Origin of the sequence: Escherichia sp. HH091_1A, from assembly GCF_030295175.1 — a bacterium.
Taxonomy (GTDB): domain Bacteria; phylum Pseudomonadota; class Gammaproteobacteria; order Enterobacterales; family Enterobacteriaceae; genus Escherichia; species Escherichia coli_F.
The window spans coordinates 5,332,880-5,347,250 of record NZ_AP025747.1 but is presented as its reverse complement, the minus strand read 5'-3'; the positions used below and the strand labels follow the sequence as shown (position 1 = coordinate 5,347,250).

General features: G+C 52.2%; 13 protein-coding genes and 1 pseudogene. 12 read left to right on the top strand and 2 right to left on the bottom strand.

The window, feature by feature from the left end; translation table 11 throughout:
* From hpaD to yjiA, 11 genes are all read left to right on the top strand, one after another.
* On the top strand, nucleotides 1-852 hold the full coding sequence (gene hpaD / locus QUF14_RS26485; RefSeq protein WP_000516999.1) for a 3,4-dihydroxyphenylacetate 2,3-dioxygenase: 852 nt from the start codon (nucleotides 1-3) through the stop codon (nucleotides 850-852).
* A 9-nt stretch (nucleotides 853-861) separates the two neighbouring features.
* Complete coding sequence (locus tag QUF14_RS26480; protein ID WP_001119868.1) at nucleotides 862-1,242, top strand: 5-carboxymethyl-2-hydroxymuconate Delta-isomerase; 381 nt, start codon at nucleotides 862-864, stop codon at nucleotides 1,240-1,242.
* Nucleotides 1,243-1,310: 68 nt separating this feature from the next.
* Complete coding sequence (gene hpaH, locus QUF14_RS26475; RefSeq protein WP_000459744.1) at nucleotides 1,311-2,114, top strand: 2-oxo-hept-4-ene-1,7-dioate hydratase; 804 nt, start codon at nucleotides 1,311-1,313, stop codon at nucleotides 2,112-2,114.
* A gap of 10 nt (nucleotides 2,115-2,124) precedes the next feature.
* Entirely contained in the window at nucleotides 2,125-2,913 is a 789-nt protein-coding gene (hpaI, locus tag QUF14_RS26470) for a 4-hydroxy-2-oxoheptanedioate aldolase (RefSeq protein ID WP_000432048.1), read from the top strand.
* Nucleotides 2,914-3,036: 123 nt separating this feature from the next.
* Nucleotides 3,037-4,413 carry a 4-hydroxyphenylacetate permease gene (gene hpaX / locus QUF14_RS26465; protein WP_046076305.1) on the top strand — a complete coding sequence of 459 codons (1,377 nt, stop codon included), beginning with the start codon at nucleotides 3,037-3,039 and terminating at the stop codon, nucleotides 4,411-4,413.
* Nucleotides 4,414-4,422: 9 nt separating this feature from the next.
* Nucleotides 4,423-5,313, top strand: a complete 891-nt coding sequence (gene hpaA, locus QUF14_RS26460; protein ID WP_000332911.1) for a 4-hydroxyphenylacetate catabolism regulatory protein HpaA — start codon at nucleotides 4,423-4,425, stop codon at nucleotides 5,311-5,313.
* A gap of 250 nt (nucleotides 5,314-5,563) precedes the next feature.
* The gene (hpaB, locus tag QUF14_RS26455) at nucleotides 5,564-7,126 is read left to right on the top strand and encodes a 4-hydroxyphenylacetate 3-monooxygenase, oxygenase component (protein ID WP_000801473.1); all 1,563 of its coding nucleotides are present in this window, start codon (nucleotides 5,564-5,566) and stop codon (nucleotides 7,124-7,126) included.
* 17 nt (nucleotides 7,127-7,143) lie between these two features.
* Nucleotides 7,144-7,656, top strand: a complete 513-nt coding sequence (locus tag QUF14_RS26450) for a 4-hydroxyphenylacetate 3-monooxygenase reductase subunit (protein WP_001175455.1) — start codon at nucleotides 7,144-7,146, stop codon at nucleotides 7,654-7,656.
* Between the two features lie 269 nt (nucleotides 7,657-7,925).
* Nucleotides 7,926-10,076 (top strand): pyruvate/proton symporter BtsT, encoded by a 2,151-nt coding sequence (gene btsT, locus QUF14_RS26445; RefSeq protein WP_001314407.1) that lies wholly within the window; start codon nucleotides 7,926-7,928, stop codon nucleotides 10,074-10,076.
* 130 nt (nucleotides 10,077-10,206) lie between these two features.
* Nucleotides 10,207-10,410, top strand: coding sequence for a YbdD/YjiX family protein (locus QUF14_RS26440; protein ID WP_000467861.1), 204 nt, complete (start codon nucleotides 10,207-10,209; stop codon nucleotides 10,408-10,410).
* A 10-nt stretch (nucleotides 10,411-10,420) separates the two neighbouring features.
* The gene (gene yjiA, locus QUF14_RS26435) at nucleotides 10,421-11,377 is read left to right on the top strand and encodes a GTPase (protein ID WP_001295525.1); all 957 of its coding nucleotides are present in this window, start codon (nucleotides 10,421-10,423) and stop codon (nucleotides 11,375-11,377) included.
* 86 nt (nucleotides 11,378-11,463) lie between these two features.
* Here the strand turns inward: yjiA and QUF14_RS26430 are convergent, their stop codons facing one another.
* Both QUF14_RS26430 and QUF14_RS26425 read right to left on the bottom strand, forming a co-directional pair.
* A complete protein-coding gene (locus QUF14_RS26430) occupies nucleotides 11,464-11,655 on the bottom strand; it encodes a hypothetical protein (RefSeq protein WP_000061760.1) in 192 nt (63 codons plus the stop codon).
* A 39-nt stretch (nucleotides 11,656-11,694) separates the two neighbouring features.
* On the bottom strand, nucleotides 11,695-12,663 hold the full coding sequence (locus QUF14_RS26425) for a hypothetical protein (RefSeq protein ID WP_100733726.1): 969 nt from the start codon (nucleotides 12,661-12,663) through the stop codon (nucleotides 11,695-11,697).
* Between the two features lie 140 nt (nucleotides 12,664-12,803).
* On the opposite strand from QUF14_RS26425, the pseudogene hsdR reads away from it, so the two are divergent.
* Nucleotides 12,804-14,369 (top strand): annotated as a pseudogene (hsdR, locus tag QUF14_RS26420) (EcoAI/FtnUII family type I restriction enzme subunit R); the annotation flags it as partial.
* Nucleotides 14,370-14,371: the final 2 nt, after the last annotated feature.

The window sequence follows — 14,371 nt, the reverse complement described above, 5'->3', positions numbered from 1 at the left end:
ATGGGTAAGTTAGCATTAGCAGCAAAAATCACGCACGTGCCGTCGATGTATCTCTCTGAACTGCCGGGGAAAAACCACGGCTGCCGCCAGGGCGCGATTAACGGGCATAAAGAGATCAGCAAGCGTTGCCGGGAAATGGGCGTCGATACCATTATCGTTTTCGATACCCACTGGCTGGTGAACAGTGCTTATCACATCAACTGTGCAGACCATTTTGAAGGCGTCTACACCAGTAACGAGCTGCCGCATTTTATCCGCGATATGACCTACAACTACGAGGGCAACCCGGAGTTGGGGCAGCTTATTGCCGATGAAGCGATAAAACTCGGCGTGCGCGCAAAAGCGCACAACATTCCCAGCCTGAAACTGGAGTACGGCACGCTGGTGCCAATGCGTTACATGAATGAAGACAAGCACTTCAAAGTGGTCTCCATCTCTGCATTCTGTACCGTCCATGATTTTGCCGACAGCCGCAAGCTGGGCGAAGCGATTCTGAAAGCGATCGAACAGTACGACGGCACCGTGGCGGTCCTTGCCAGCGGTTCGTTATCGCACCGCTTTATTGACGATCAGCGTGCGGAAGAAGGGATGAACAGCTACACCCGCGAGTTCGACCGCCAGATGGACGAGCGCGTGGTGAAGCTGTGGCGAGAAGGCCAGTTCAAAGAGTTCTGCAATATGCTGCCGGAGTATGCCAACTACTGCTACGGGGAAGGCAATATGCACGACACGGTGATGCTGCTGGGGATGCTTGGCTGGGATAAATACGATGGCAAGGTGGAGTTTATTACCGAGCTGTTCCCAAGCTCTGGCACCGGTCAGGTTAACGCTGTTTTCCCGCTGCCCGCATAAGGAACCACCATGCCGCACTTTATCGTGGAATGTACTGAAAATATCCGTGAAGAAGCCCGCTTACCTGAGCTGTTTGCCAGTGTTAACACCGCACTGGCGGCGACGGGGATTTTTCCGCTTGGGGGAATACGTAGCCGGGCGCACTGGATCGATACCTGGCAAATGGCTGATGGCAAGCACGATTACGCCTTTGTGCATATGACGCTAAAAATCGGCAGCGGGCGCAGTCTGGAAAGCCGTCAGGAAGTGGGCGAAATGCTGTTTGATCTGATTAAAACGCACTTCGCCTCACTGATGGAGAGCCGTTACCTGGCGCTTTCATTTGAGATTGCAGAACTGCACCCAACGTTGAATTTCAAACAGAACAACGTACACGCGTTGTTTAAATAAATTTGCACCAGCTTCCAGGCCGGATGATAAGGCGCAGCCGCCATCCGGCAATGCCACAGGATATCGCCATGTTCGATAAACACACCCACACCCTGATCGCCCAGCGTCTGGATCAGGCAGAAAAACAGCGCGAACAGATCCGCGCGATCTCCCTGGATTACCCGGAGATCACCATCGAAGACGCCTACGCAGTACAGCGCGAATGGGTCCGCCTGAAAATTGCCGAAGGCCGCACGCTGAAAGGCCACAAAATCGGCCTGACCTCGAAAGCCATGCAGGCCAGCTCACAAATCAGCGAACCAGATTACGGCGCACTGCTGGATGACATGTTCTTCCACGATGGCAGCGATATCCCGACCGATCGCTTTATCGTGCCACGCATTGAAGTGGAGCTGGCTTTTGTGCTGGCAAAACCGCTGCGCGGGCCAAACTGCACCCTGTTCGACGTCTACAACGCGACGGATTATGTGATCCCGGCGCTGGAGTTGATCGACGCTCGCTGCCACAACATCGATCCAGAAACCCAGCGCCCGCGCAAAGTGTTCGACACCATTTCCGATAACGCCGCCAACGCCGGGGTGATCCTCGGCGGTCGTCCCATTAAGCCCGATGAACTGGATCTGCGTTGGATCTCCGCGCTGCTGTACCGCAATGGCGTGATTGAAGAAACCGGCGTCGCCGCGGGTGTGCTGAATCATCCGGCCAACGGCGTGGCATGGCTGGCGAACAAACTCGCACCGTATGACGTGCAACTGGAAGCCGGGCAAATCATTCTCGGCGGATCGTTCACCCGACCGGTTCCGGCGCGTAAAGGCGACACCTTCCACGTCGATTACGGCAACATGGGCTCCATTAGCTGCCGCTTTGTTTAAGGAGAGAATCATGGAAAACACCTTTAAAGCGGCGCTGAAAGCAGGTCGCCCACAAATCGGTTTATGGCTGGGGCTGAGCAGCAGCTACAGCGCGGAGTTACTGGCCGGCGCGGGGTTCGACTGGTTGTTGATCGACGGTGAACACGCGCCGAACAACGTGCAAACAGTGCTCACCCAGCTGCAGGCGATCGCGCCCTATCCCAGTCAACCGGTAGTGCGCCCGTCGTGGAACGATCCGGTGCAAATCAAACAACTGCTGGACGTCGGCACACAAACCTTACTGGTGCCGATGGTACAAAACGCCGACGAAGCCCGTGAAGCGGTACGCGCCACCCGTTATCCCCCCGCCGGTATTCGTGGCGTGGGCAGTGCGCTGGCACGCGCCTCACGCTGGAATCGCATTCCTGATTACCTGCAAAAAGCCAATGATCAAATGTGCGTGCTGGTGCAGATCGAAACGCGTGAGGCAATGAAGAACCTACCGCAGATTCTGGACGTAGAAGGTGTCGACGGCGTGTTTATCGGCCCGGCAGATCTGAGCGCCGATATGGGTTATGCCGGTAATCCGCAGCACCCGGAAGTGCAGGCCGCGATTGAACAGGCGATCGTGCAGATCCGTGAAGCGGGCAAAGCGCCGGGGATCCTGATCGCCAATGAGCAACTGGCAAAACGCTATCTGGAACTGGGCGCGCTGTTTGTCGCCGTCGGCGTTGACACCACCCTGCTCGCCCGCGCCGCCGAAGCACTGGCAGCACGGTTTGGCGCGCAGGCCACGACCGTGAAGCCCGGCGTGTATTAATGCCGGATGCGCTGCGCTTAACCAGCCTACACGCGCACCAAACCGTAGGCCGGATAAGGCGTTTGTGCTGCATCCGCCATAAACCTTGTCGTACCCTACAAAAATCCCATTAGAGGAAGAAAAATGAGCGACACCTCACCTGCCATACCGGAAAGTATCGATCCGGCGAATCAGCATAAAGCGCTGACTGCCGGACAACAGGCGGTTATTAAGAAGTTGTTTCGCCGCCTAATCATCTTTCTGTTCGTGCTGTTTATCTTCTCGTTCCTTGATCGCATCAACATCGGCTTTGCCGGACTGACGATGGGGCGCGACCTCGGTCTGAGCGCCACCATGTTTGGCCTCGCCACCACCCTGTTCTACGCCGCTTACGTCATCTTCGGCATTCCCAGCAACATTATGCTGAGTATTGTCGGTGCGCGACGCTGGATCGCCACCATAATGGTGCTTTGGGGCATCGCCTCTACTGCCACCATGTTTGCCACTGGCCCCACCAGCTTATACGTACTGCGTATACTGGTTGGCATTACCGAAGCCGGCTTTCTGCCTGGCATTCTGCTGTATTTAACCTTCTGGTTTCCGGCCTACTTCCGCGCCCGTGCCAACGCCTTGTTTATGGTGGCAATGCCGGTAACGACAGCGTTGGGATCTATCGTTTCCGGCTACATTTTGTCGCTGGATGGCGTATTGGCACTAAAAGGCTGGCAGTGGCTGTTTTTGCTGGAAGGCTTCCCGTCGGTATTACTCGGCGTCATGGTGTGGTTTTGGCTTGATGACTCACCGGACAAAGCTAAGTGGCTGACGAAAGAAGACAAAAAATGCCTGCAAGAGATGATGGATAACGATCGTCTGACGCTGGTTCAGCCAGAGGGAGCCATCAGCCACCACGCCATGCAACAACGCAGCATGTGGCGGGAGATCTTCACTCCGGTGGTGATGATGTATACCCTGGCGTATTTCTGCCTGACCAACACACTTAGTGCGATCAGCATCTGGACACCGCAGATCCTGCAAAGCTTTAATCAGGGCAGCAGTAATATCACCATCGGTCTGCTAGCCGCCGTACCGCAGATTTGTACCATTCTCGGGATGATCTACTGGAGCCGTCACTCAGATCGCCGCCAGGAACGAAGGCACCACACCGCCCTTCCTTATTTGTTCGCGGCCGCAGGTTGGTTACTGGCTTCGGCAACTGATCACAATATGATCCAGATGCTGGGGATCATTATGGCTTCGACCGGATCATTCAGCGCAATGGCAATTTTCTGGACAACACCGGATCAGTCCATCAGCCTGCGGGCACGCGCGATCGGTATTGCGGTGATCAACGCTACTGGCAATATCGGTTCGGCGCTGAGTCCGTTTATGATCGGCTGGCTGAAAGATCTGACCGGCAGCTTTAACAGTGGATTGTGGTTTGTTGCCGCGCTGCTGGTGATTGGTGCGGGGATTATCTGGGCGATTCCAATGCAGTCCTCCCGTCCGCGAGCGACCCCGTAAGGAACGACGATGTGCGATAGTCAGATTGCCAATATTGATATCAGCAAAGAGTATGATGAAAGCCTGGGCACGGACGATGTGCATTATCAGTCGTTCGCCCGCATGGCGGCCTTTTTTGGCCGCCATATGCTGCCACATCGTCACGAACAGTACTTTCAGATGCATTTCCTCAATAGCGGACAGATTGAGCTACAGCTTGACGATCATCGCTACTCGGTGGAAGCGCCTCTGTTTGTCCTGACGCCGCCGTCAGTACCTCATGCGTTTATTACGGAGTCTGACGCCGACGGTCATGTGTTGACGGTACGGGAAGATCTAATCTGGCCCCTGCTGGAAGTTCTTTATCCAGGCACTCGGGAAACCTTCGGCCTACCGGGGATTTGCCTGTCACTGGCAGATAAACCCGACGAACTGGCGGCGCTGGAACACTATTGGCAACTGATAGAGCGGGAATCGGTGGAACAACTGCCTGGACGGGAACACACCCTGACGCTACTGGCACAGGCAGTGTTCACCCTACTGCTGCGTAACGCAAAACTCGACGACCATGCCGCCAGCGGGATGCGCGGGGAATTAAAACTGTTCCAGCGTTTTCATATGCTGATTGAAAGCCATTTTCATCAGCACTGGACAGTTCCTGATTACGCTAACGAACTGCATATCACCGAATCACGACTCACGGACATCTGCCGTCGCTTTGCCAACCGTCCGCCAAAACGGTTGATTTTCGACAGACAGCTGCGAGAAGCCAAGCGGCTGCTGCTGTTTTCTGATAACGCCGTAAACAATATTGCCTGGCAACTCGGTTTTAAGGATCCGGCTTATTTTGCGCGCTTTTTTAATCGCTTAGTCGGTTGCTCACCCAGTGCTTATCGCGCCCAAAAAGTACCTGTGACGTGATAACCCTATAGTCTTAACGGGAAACCAGGCACCACCTGCTATTCCCCTTTCTCCGCCTGGAGCAAGGGGATTGAGTAACGTCAAAAATCGCTAAAAGCGACCTCGATCACAAAACCGTACCCTACCTGAAAAGTACCAGCCATTGTCCCAAAAGTCTCTTCCCGTAATAGCCCCTGCAAGCTTCAATTGAATAACAAAAACAACACACAAAATTAACAACCGTATTCCGATTAATACTGTAGAGGTCGACATGAAACCAGAAGATTTCCGCGCCAGTACCCAACGTCCGTTCACCGGGGAAGAGTATCTGAAAAGCCTGCAGGATGGTCGCGAGATCTATATCTATGGCGAGCGAGTGAAAGACGTCACCACTCATCCGGCATTTCGTAATGCGGCAGCGTCTGTTGCCCAATTGTACGACGCGCTGCACAAACCGGAGATGCAGGACTCTCTGTGCTGGAACACCGACACCGGCAGCGGCGGCTATACCCATAAATTCTTCCGCGTGGCGAAAAGTGCCGACGACCTGCGCCAGCAACGCGACGCCATCGCTGAGTGGTCACGCCTGAGCTATGGCTGGATGGGCCGCACCCCAGACTACAAAGCCGCTTTCGGTTGCGCACTGGGCGCGAATCCGGGCTTTTACGGTCAGTTCGAGCAGAACGCCCGTAACTGGTACACACGTATCCAGGAAACTGGCCTCTACTTTAACCACGCGATTGTTAACCCACCGATCGATCGTCATTTGCCGACCGATAAAGTGAAAGACGTTTACATCAAGCTGGAAAAAGAGACTGACGCCGGGATTATCGTCAGCGGTGCGAAAGTGGTTGCCACCAACTCGGCGCTGACTCACTACAACATGATTGGCTTCGGCTCAGCACAAGTGATGGGTGAAAACCCGGACTTCGCACTGATGTTCGTTGCACCAATGGATGCCGATGGTGTGAAATTAATCTCCCGCGCCTCTTATGAGATGGTCGCGGGCGCTACCGGCTCGCCGTACGACTACCCGCTCTCCAGTCGCTTCGATGAGAACGATGCGATTCTGGTGATGGATAACGTACTGATCCCATGGGAAAACGTGCTGATCTACCGCGATTTTGATCGCTGTCGTCGCTGGACGATGGAAGGCGGTTTCGCCCGTATGTATCCGCTGCAAGCCTGTGTGCGCCTGGCAGTGAAACTCGACTTCATCACGGCACTGCTGAAAAAATCACTCGAATGTACCGGCACCCTGGAGTTCCGGGGCGTGCAGGCCGATCTCGGTGAAGTGGTGGCGTGGCGCAACACCTTCTGGGCATTGAGTGACTCAATGTGTTCAGAAGCGACGCCGTGGGTCAACGGGGCTTATTTACCGGATCATGCCGCACTGCAAACCTATCGCGTACTGGCACCAATGGCCTACGCGAAGATCAAAAACATTATCGAACGCAACGTTACCAGTGGCCTGATCTATCTCCCTTCCAGTGCCCGTGACCTGAACAATCCGCAGATCGACCAGTATCTGGCGAAGTATGTGCGCGGTTCGAACGGTATGGATCACGTCCAGCGCATCAAGATCCTCAAACTGATGTGGGACGCCATTGGCAGCGAGTTTGGTGGTCGTCACGAACTGTATGAAATCAACTACTCCGGTAGCCAGGATGAGATTCGCCTGCAGTGTCTGCGCCAGGCACAAAGCTCCGGCAATATGGACAAGATGATGGCGATGGTTGATCGCTGCCTGTCGGAATACGACCAGAACGGCTGGACTGTGCCGCACCTGCACAACAACGACGATATCAACATGCTGGATAAGCTGCTGAAATAACGCAGCGGGAGGTTAAGATGCAATTAGATGAACAACGCCTGCGCTTTCGTGACGCGATGGCCAGCCTGTCGGCAGCGGTAAATATTATCACCACCGAGGGTGACGCCGGACAATGCGGGATTACGGCAACGGCCGTCTGCTCGGTCACGGATACACCACCGTCGCTGATGGTGTGCATTAACGCCAACAGTGCGATGAACCCGGTGTTTCAGGGTAACGGCAAGTTGTGCGTCAACGTCCTCAATCATGAGCAGGAACTGATGGCCCGTCACTTCGCGGGTATGACGGGCATGGCGATGGAAGAGCGTTTTAGCCTCTCATGCTGGCAAAAAGGTCCGCTGGCGCAGCCGGTGCTGAAAGGTTCGCTGGCCAGTCTTGAAGGTGAGATCCGCGATGTGCAGGCGATTGGCACACATCTGGTGTATCTGGTGGAGATTAAAAACATCATCCTCAGTGCAGAAGGTCACGGACTTATCTACTTCAAACGCCGTTTCCATCCGGTGATGCTGGAAATGGAAGCTGCGATTTAAGCTCCAGCCCCTTCACGTATTCGTTGAAGGGGCATTTTTATTGTGATCTCAATCACATATCCACCCGACGAATAATTCTTGCCCAACCGCTCACCGCCATTCCTGACCGCTTACGTCCCAAATATAACCACTCAGTTATTTACCTTACTTTACGCGCGCGTAACTCTGGCAACATCACTGCAGGATAGCGGTCAATTTACCTCCTCAAACGCAACGCAAACCTAGAACGGCTTCGGCCAACTATTAATCAATACATGCCAGGTTTTACTATGGATACTAAAAAGATATTCAAGCACATACCCTGGGTGATTCTTGGAATCATCGGTGCATTCTGCCTCGCGGTAGTTGCATTACGTCGGGGGGAGCACGTCAGCGCCCTGTGGATCGTGGTCGCCTCTGTGTCGGTGTATCTGGTGGCTTATCGCTACTACAGTTTGTACATCGCCCAGAAGGTGATGAAACTCGACCCCACGCGCGCGACGCCTGCAGTTATTAACAATGACGGTCTGAACTATGTTCCGACCAACCGTTACGTGTTGTTTGGTCACCACTTCGCCGCTATCGCCGGTGCGGGTCCGCTGGTTGGTCCGGTTCTCGCCGCGCAGATGGGTTACCTGCCTGGCACACTGTGGCTGCTGGCGGGGGTAGTGCTGGCCGGTGCGGTACAGGACTTTATGGTGCTGTTTATCTCTTCTCGCCGTAACGGCGCATCTCTCGGTGAGATGATCAAAGAAGAGATGGGGCCAGTACCGGGAACTATCGCGCTGTTTGGCTGTTTCTTAATCATGATCATCATCCTCGCCGTTCTGGCGCTGATTGTGGTTAAAGCCCTGGCCGAAAGTCCGTGGGGGGTCTTCACCGTTTGCTCAACCGTACCAATTGCGCTGTTTATGGGTATCTACATGCGCTTTATCCGTCCGGGGCGTGTAGGTGAAGTCTCTGTTATTGGTATCGTGCTGCTGGTTGCCTCTATCTACTTCGGTGGCGTAATTGCTCACGATCCGTACTGGGGTCCGGCACTGACCTTTAAAGACACCACCATTACCTTCGCACTGATTGGCTATGCGTTTGTTTCCGCACTGCTGCCGGTGTGGCTGATCCTCGCACCGCGCGACTATCTGGCAACCTTCCTGAAAATCGGCGTTATCGTCGGCCTGGCGCTGGGTATCGTGGTGCTGAACCCGGAACTGAAAATGCCTGCGATGACCCAGTACATTGACGGTACTGGCCCGCTGTGGAAAGGCGCTCTGTTCCCGTTCCTGTTCATCACCATCGCCTGTGGTGCGGTATCTGGCTTCCACGCGCTGATCTCTTCCGGTACGACGCCGAAACTGCTGGCTAACGAAACCGACGCGCGTTTCATTGGCTACGGCGCAATGCTGATGGAGTCCTTCGTGGCGATTATGGCGCTGGTTGCTGCGTCCATCATCGAACCGGGTCTTTACTTCGCGATGAATACCCCGCCTGCGGGCCTTGGCATCACCATGCCTAACCTGCATGAAATGGGTGGCGAGAACGCGCCGATCATCATGGCACAACTGAAAGACGTTACCGCACACGCGGCAGCGACTGTCAGCTCCTGGGGCTTCGTGATTTCGCCAGAGCAGATCCTGCAAACCGCGAAAGACATTGGTGAGCCTTCTGTCCTGAACCGTGCAGGTGGTGCGCCGACGCTGGCGGTAGGTATCGCTCACGTGTTCCACAAAGTGCTGCCGATGGCTGACATGGGCTTCTGGTATCACTTCGGTATTCTGTTCGAAGCCCTGTTCATCCTGACCGCGCTGGATGCGGGTACCCGTTCTGGCCGCTTTATGCTGCAAGACCTGCTGGGTAACTTCATCCCGTTCCTGAAAAAAACCGACTCTCTGGTTGCCGGTATCATCGGTACTGCGGGCTGTGTGGGTCTGTGGGGCTACCTGCTGTATCAGGGCGTGGTCGATCCGCTGGGCGGCGTTAAGAGCCTGTGGCCGCTGTTCGGTATCTCCAACCAGATGCTGGCAGCCGTAGCGCTGGTACTGGGCACCGTTGTGCTGATTAAGATGAAGCGCACCCAATACATCTGGGTAACTGTTGTTCCGGCTGTATGGCTGCTTATCTGCACCACCTGGGCGCTGGGCCTGAAACTGTTCAGCACCAACCCGCAGATGGAAGGCTTCTTCTACATGGCAAGCCAGTACAAAGAGAAGATTGCTAACGGTACTGACCTGACGGCACAGCAGATTGCCAACATGAACCACATCGTTGTGAACAACTACACCAACGCGGGCCTGAGTATTCTGTTCCTGATTGTGGTGTACAGCATCATCTTCTACGGTTTCAAAACCTGGTTGAAGGTGCGTAACAGCGACAAACGTACTGACAAAGAAACACCGTACGTTCCAATCCCGGAAGGCGGCGTGAAGATCTCTTCGCACCACTAACCGGTTGCCGGATGCGCTGCGCGTATCCGGCCTACAAAGTGTCTATCGTAGGCCGGATAAGGCGTTTACGCCGCATCCGGCAAATCCCCGGCCCGGACCTTCCGGGCTTTACGCATATCTGGAAGGCAAAATGTTTGGTAACTTAGGACAGGCAAAAAAATATCTCGGCCAGGCGGCAAAGATGTTGATTGGCATTCCAGACTACGACAACTACGTCGAGCATATGAAGACCAACCATCCCGACCAGCCGTACATGAGCTATGAAGAATTCTTCCGCGAACGCCAGAACGCGCGCTACGGCGGCGATGGTAAAGGCGGTATGCGCTGTTGTTAATGGAGAGAGCATGAACCCGATTGCAGTTACCCTACTCACCGGTTTTTTAGGCGCAGGCAAAACCACCCTGCTGCGCCATATTCTTAATGAACAGCACGGCTACAAGATTGCCGTGATTGAAAACGAATTCGGCGAAGTCTCCGTTGATGATCAACTGATTGGCGACCGCGCCACGCAGATCAAAACGCTGACCAACGGCTGCATCTGTTGTTCGCGCTCCAACGAGCTGGAGGACGCGCTACTCGACCTGCTGGATAATCTCGACAAGGGCAATATTCAGTTCGACCGTCTGGTCATTGAATGCACAGGCATGGCCGATCCCGGCCCGATTATTCAGACCTTTTTCTCCCATGAGATTTTATGCCAGCGTTACCTGCTGGACGGCGTGATTGCGCTGGTAGATGCGGTACATGCCGATGAGCAGATGAACCAGTTCACCATCGCCCAGTCACAGGTTGGCTACGCCGACCGTATTCTGCTGACCAAAACCGACGTCGCAGGCGAAGCAGAGAAACTGCGTGAGCGCCTGGCGCGCATCAACGCCCGCGCACCGGTCTACACCGTCACCCACGGCGACATCGATCTGGGCCTGCTGTTCAACACCAACGGTTTTATGCTGGAAGAAAACGTCGTCAGCACCAAACCGCGTTTCCACTTTATCGCGGATAAACAAAACGATATTTCGTCGATTGTGGTAGAACTGGATTACCCGGTAGATATCAGCGAAGTTTCCCGCGTGATGGAAAACCTGCTGCTGGAGTCGGCGGATAAACTGCTGCGTTACAAAGGAATGCTGTGGATTGACGGCGAACCTAATCGCCTGCTGTTCCAGGGCGTCCAGCGCCTCTACAGCGCCGACTGGGACCGCCCGTGGGGCGATGAAAAACCGCATAGCACGATGGTGTTTATCGGGATTCAGCTGCCGGAGGATGAGATTCGGGCGGCGTTTGCGGGGTTGAGGAAGTAATCGTGAAAGGTTGAGTGTAAAGCAGCTCAATGCCCCATTTAGCAGTGAGGGGGGAAACAGAACGACGTGCTCCCCTCCGCTAAGTTTTATTGCGCGTGAATACCTGGATCTGGCAAAAAATTGCCGCGTGTGGCGTCAGACCATGCTTCGCTACCAGAAGCAGGAATGTCGCTGTAATCAATGTCTTCGTCGGATTTATTAACCAAAGCCATGAGTTCAGCTTCTTGCTGCACATCAAGTGTGTAGAGTGTGCCCCGTTTATGTTTAATCATGCTCATTTATGATCAGAACCTTTACGATTTAATTATAAAGATGACTTATTTCAGCCATCCAGGCACGTTATATTCTGAGACATTCTCAATGGAATATGCATCTCTCCTGTCAGAACCTTTCTTACATTTCAACTCATTGAACCCCCATTTACCCTCTCTATTGGAATAAAATACAGTATATTTATCGGTATTAAACCCGAAATATCTTTCATCCGGACGTGAAATATTCAACTCTCCACATTTAACCTGATTATGCCATTCAAAATCTATGGTGCTTTTTAAAACGTAGTACGAAATACCTTCTACATTTTTTGAAGCAAAAGCCACTAAAATAGTAGATACGATAAATGCTCCGGCAAGTATAAACAACCTATATACACTTAATTTATCCCACAGAGTTAAAAAAGCAAAATAGATAACAAGTTGCATTAACATAAAGAAAAGCAACATAAAAGCCATCCCTTTCCAGAAATACTCAACCCATGGCGTTAGTGTGATATTGAGATTACTCAAACTTAAAAACAAACTGGAAGCACAACTACTTGCAAACAAATATATAATTGGTATGCAAGCTATAATCATGGACCTAATAAGTATTAGCTTATTATTGTTTTCAAATTCCAATTCTAATATAACGAAAATACTTCCCAGAAAAACGAATACTGAAAAAGCACTAAAAACGTATAGAGAGGCACTGGCTGAAAAAATATTAATTGACAACACAAAAAACAAAAATATAAACCATGCAATAAGTGAACACCAGGCAGCACAACTATTCAACCTGTTTTTATTACTGAACTTAACAAAATACTCCATATATTCTGTAATGCGATTTTCTTCCACTAATGCATAAAGAAGAATACCAACAAAGCACAGAGATAAAATAATATCTTTCCACAGATATTTATAAGGGAGAAGTATAAAACCAAGAAATAGATAAATTAGCAGAATGACATCTAATGCCTTAGTACAAAAATATTGTTTCACTCCTTGCAAGAACCGAACATTCTCCATATGAATCCTTCTCCAGCTATTGATGAAACTCAAGAATACCTTTAAAACAGTGACTTAACGCTGATAATACTCTTTGAACAGATGAATTCATCTATTTTTCTGTGTAGAATTTGCGCATCGCATTTAGATGAGAACACCCCATGGCGGAACTGAACCTAAGTAACCTGACGGAAGCAGACATCATTACCAAATGCGTTATGCCAGCCATTCTCAATGCAGGCTGGGACAACACAACGCAAATCAGACAGGAGGTCAAACTCCGGGACGGTAAAGTCATCGTACGTGGTAAAGTTGCGGCACGCAGAACGGTAAAATCTGCTGACATCGTGCTGTATCACAAACCAGGCATTCCCTTAGCCGTGATTGAAGCAAAAGCCAACAAACATGAAATTGGCAAAGGGATGCAACAGGGCATTGAATATGCGCGCCTGCTGGACGTTCCTTTTGTTTTTGCCACCAACGGTGATGGCTTTATCTTCCGCGATGCCACCGCAGCCGAAGGTGAATGCCTTGAAAAGCAAATAACGCTGGATGACTTCCCTTCCCCCGCTGAACTCTGGCAAAAATTCTGCCTCTGGAAAGGATACACACAAGCTCAGCTTCCGGTTATTACTCAGGACTATTACGACGATGGCAGCGGTAAATCGCCACGTTATTACCAGCTTCAGGCAATCAACAAAACCATTGAAGCCGTCTCCAACGGGCAAAACCGCGTTCTGCTGGTCATGGCGACCGGAACAGGGAAAACCTATACCGCATTCCAGATCATCTGGCGCCTGTGGAAATCAAAAAATAAAAAACGCATTTTGTTCCTTGCCGATCGCAACATTCTGGTCGACCAAACCAAAAATAATGATTTCCAGCCATTTGGTACGGCAATGACCAAAGTCAGCGGACGCACCATTGATCCCGCTTATGAAATTCACCTCGCGCTCTATCAGGCTATAACTGGCCCGGAGGAAGACCAAAAAGCGTTTAAACAAGTCGCACCAGATTTCTTCGATCTGATCGTGATCGACGAATGCCATCGCGGCAGCGCATCCGAAGACAGCGCCTGGCGAGAGATCCTTGATTATTTCAGTTCCGCCACCCAAATTGGCTTAACCGCCACGCCAAAAGAGACGCATGAAGTCTCCAGCACGGATTACTTCGGCGATCCGGTTTACGTCTACTCGCTAAAAGAAGGGATCGAAGACGGCTTCCTCGCCCCTTATAAAGTTGTCCGTGTTGATATTGATGTTGATCTGCAAGGCTGGCGCCCAACCAAAGGGCAAACTGACTTAAACGGCGAAGTGATCGACGATCGTATCTATAACCAGAAAGATTTCGATCGCACGATGGTAATCGACGAACGCACAGAACTGGTTGCCAGAACCATTACCGACTACCTCAAGCGCACCAACCCGATGGATAAAACCATCGTCTTCTGTAACGACATCGATCATGCAGAACGTATGCGCCGCGCCCTGGTTAATCTCAACCCGGAGCAGGTGAAAAAGAATGACAAATACGTCATGAAAATCACCGGCGATGATGAAATTGGCAAAGCTCAGTTGGATAACTTCATCAACCCGAAAAAACCGTACCCGGTTATCGCGACCACTTCAGAGCTGATGACCACCGGTGTGGATGCTAAAACCTGCAAACTGGTAGTACTGGACCAGAACATCCAGTCGATGACCAAATTCAAGCAGATTATCGGTCGTGT

Excerpts from the sequence above, each read along its gene's own strand:
- QUF14_RS26450 (WP_001175455.1), top strand. The coding sequence starts at position 7,144 with ATGCAATTAGATGAACAACGCCTGCGCTTTCGTGACGCGATGGCCAGC.
- hpaX (WP_046076305.1), top strand. The coding sequence starts at position 3,037 with ATGAGCGACACCTCACCTGCCATACCGGAAAGTATCGATCCGGCGAAT.
- hpaB (WP_000801473.1), top strand. The coding sequence starts at position 5,564 with ATGAAACCAGAAGATTTCCGCGCCAGTACCCAACGTCCGTTCACCGGG.
- hpaD (WP_000516999.1), top strand. The coding sequence starts at position 1 with ATGGGTAAGTTAGCATTAGCAGCAAAAATCACGCACGTGCCGTCGATG.
- hpaH (WP_000459744.1), top strand. The coding sequence starts at position 1,311 with ATGTTCGATAAACACACCCACACCCTGATCGCCCAGCGTCTGGATCAG.
- QUF14_RS26440 (WP_000467861.1), top strand. The coding sequence starts at position 10,207 with ATGTTTGGTAACTTAGGACAGGCAAAAAAATATCTCGGCCAGGCGGCA.
- yjiA (WP_001295525.1), top strand. The coding sequence starts at position 10,421 with ATGAACCCGATTGCAGTTACCCTACTCACCGGTTTTTTAGGCGCAGGC.
- btsT (WP_001314407.1), top strand. The coding sequence starts at position 7,926 with ATGGATACTAAAAAGATATTCAAGCACATACCCTGGGTGATTCTTGGA.
- QUF14_RS26425 (WP_100733726.1), bottom strand. The coding sequence starts at position 12,663 with ATGGAGAATGTTCGGTTCTTGCAAGGAGTGAAACAATATTTTTGTACT.
- QUF14_RS26430 (WP_000061760.1), bottom strand. The coding sequence starts at position 11,655 with ATGAGCATGATTAAACATAAACGGGGCACACTCTACACACTTGATGTG.
- hpaI (WP_000432048.1), top strand. The coding sequence starts at position 2,125 with ATGGAAAACACCTTTAAAGCGGCGCTGAAAGCAGGTCGCCCACAAATC.
- hpaA (WP_000332911.1), top strand. The coding sequence starts at position 4,423 with ATGTGCGATAGTCAGATTGCCAATATTGATATCAGCAAAGAGTATGAT.
- QUF14_RS26480 (WP_001119868.1), top strand. The coding sequence starts at position 862 with ATGCCGCACTTTATCGTGGAATGTACTGAAAATATCCGTGAAGAAGCC.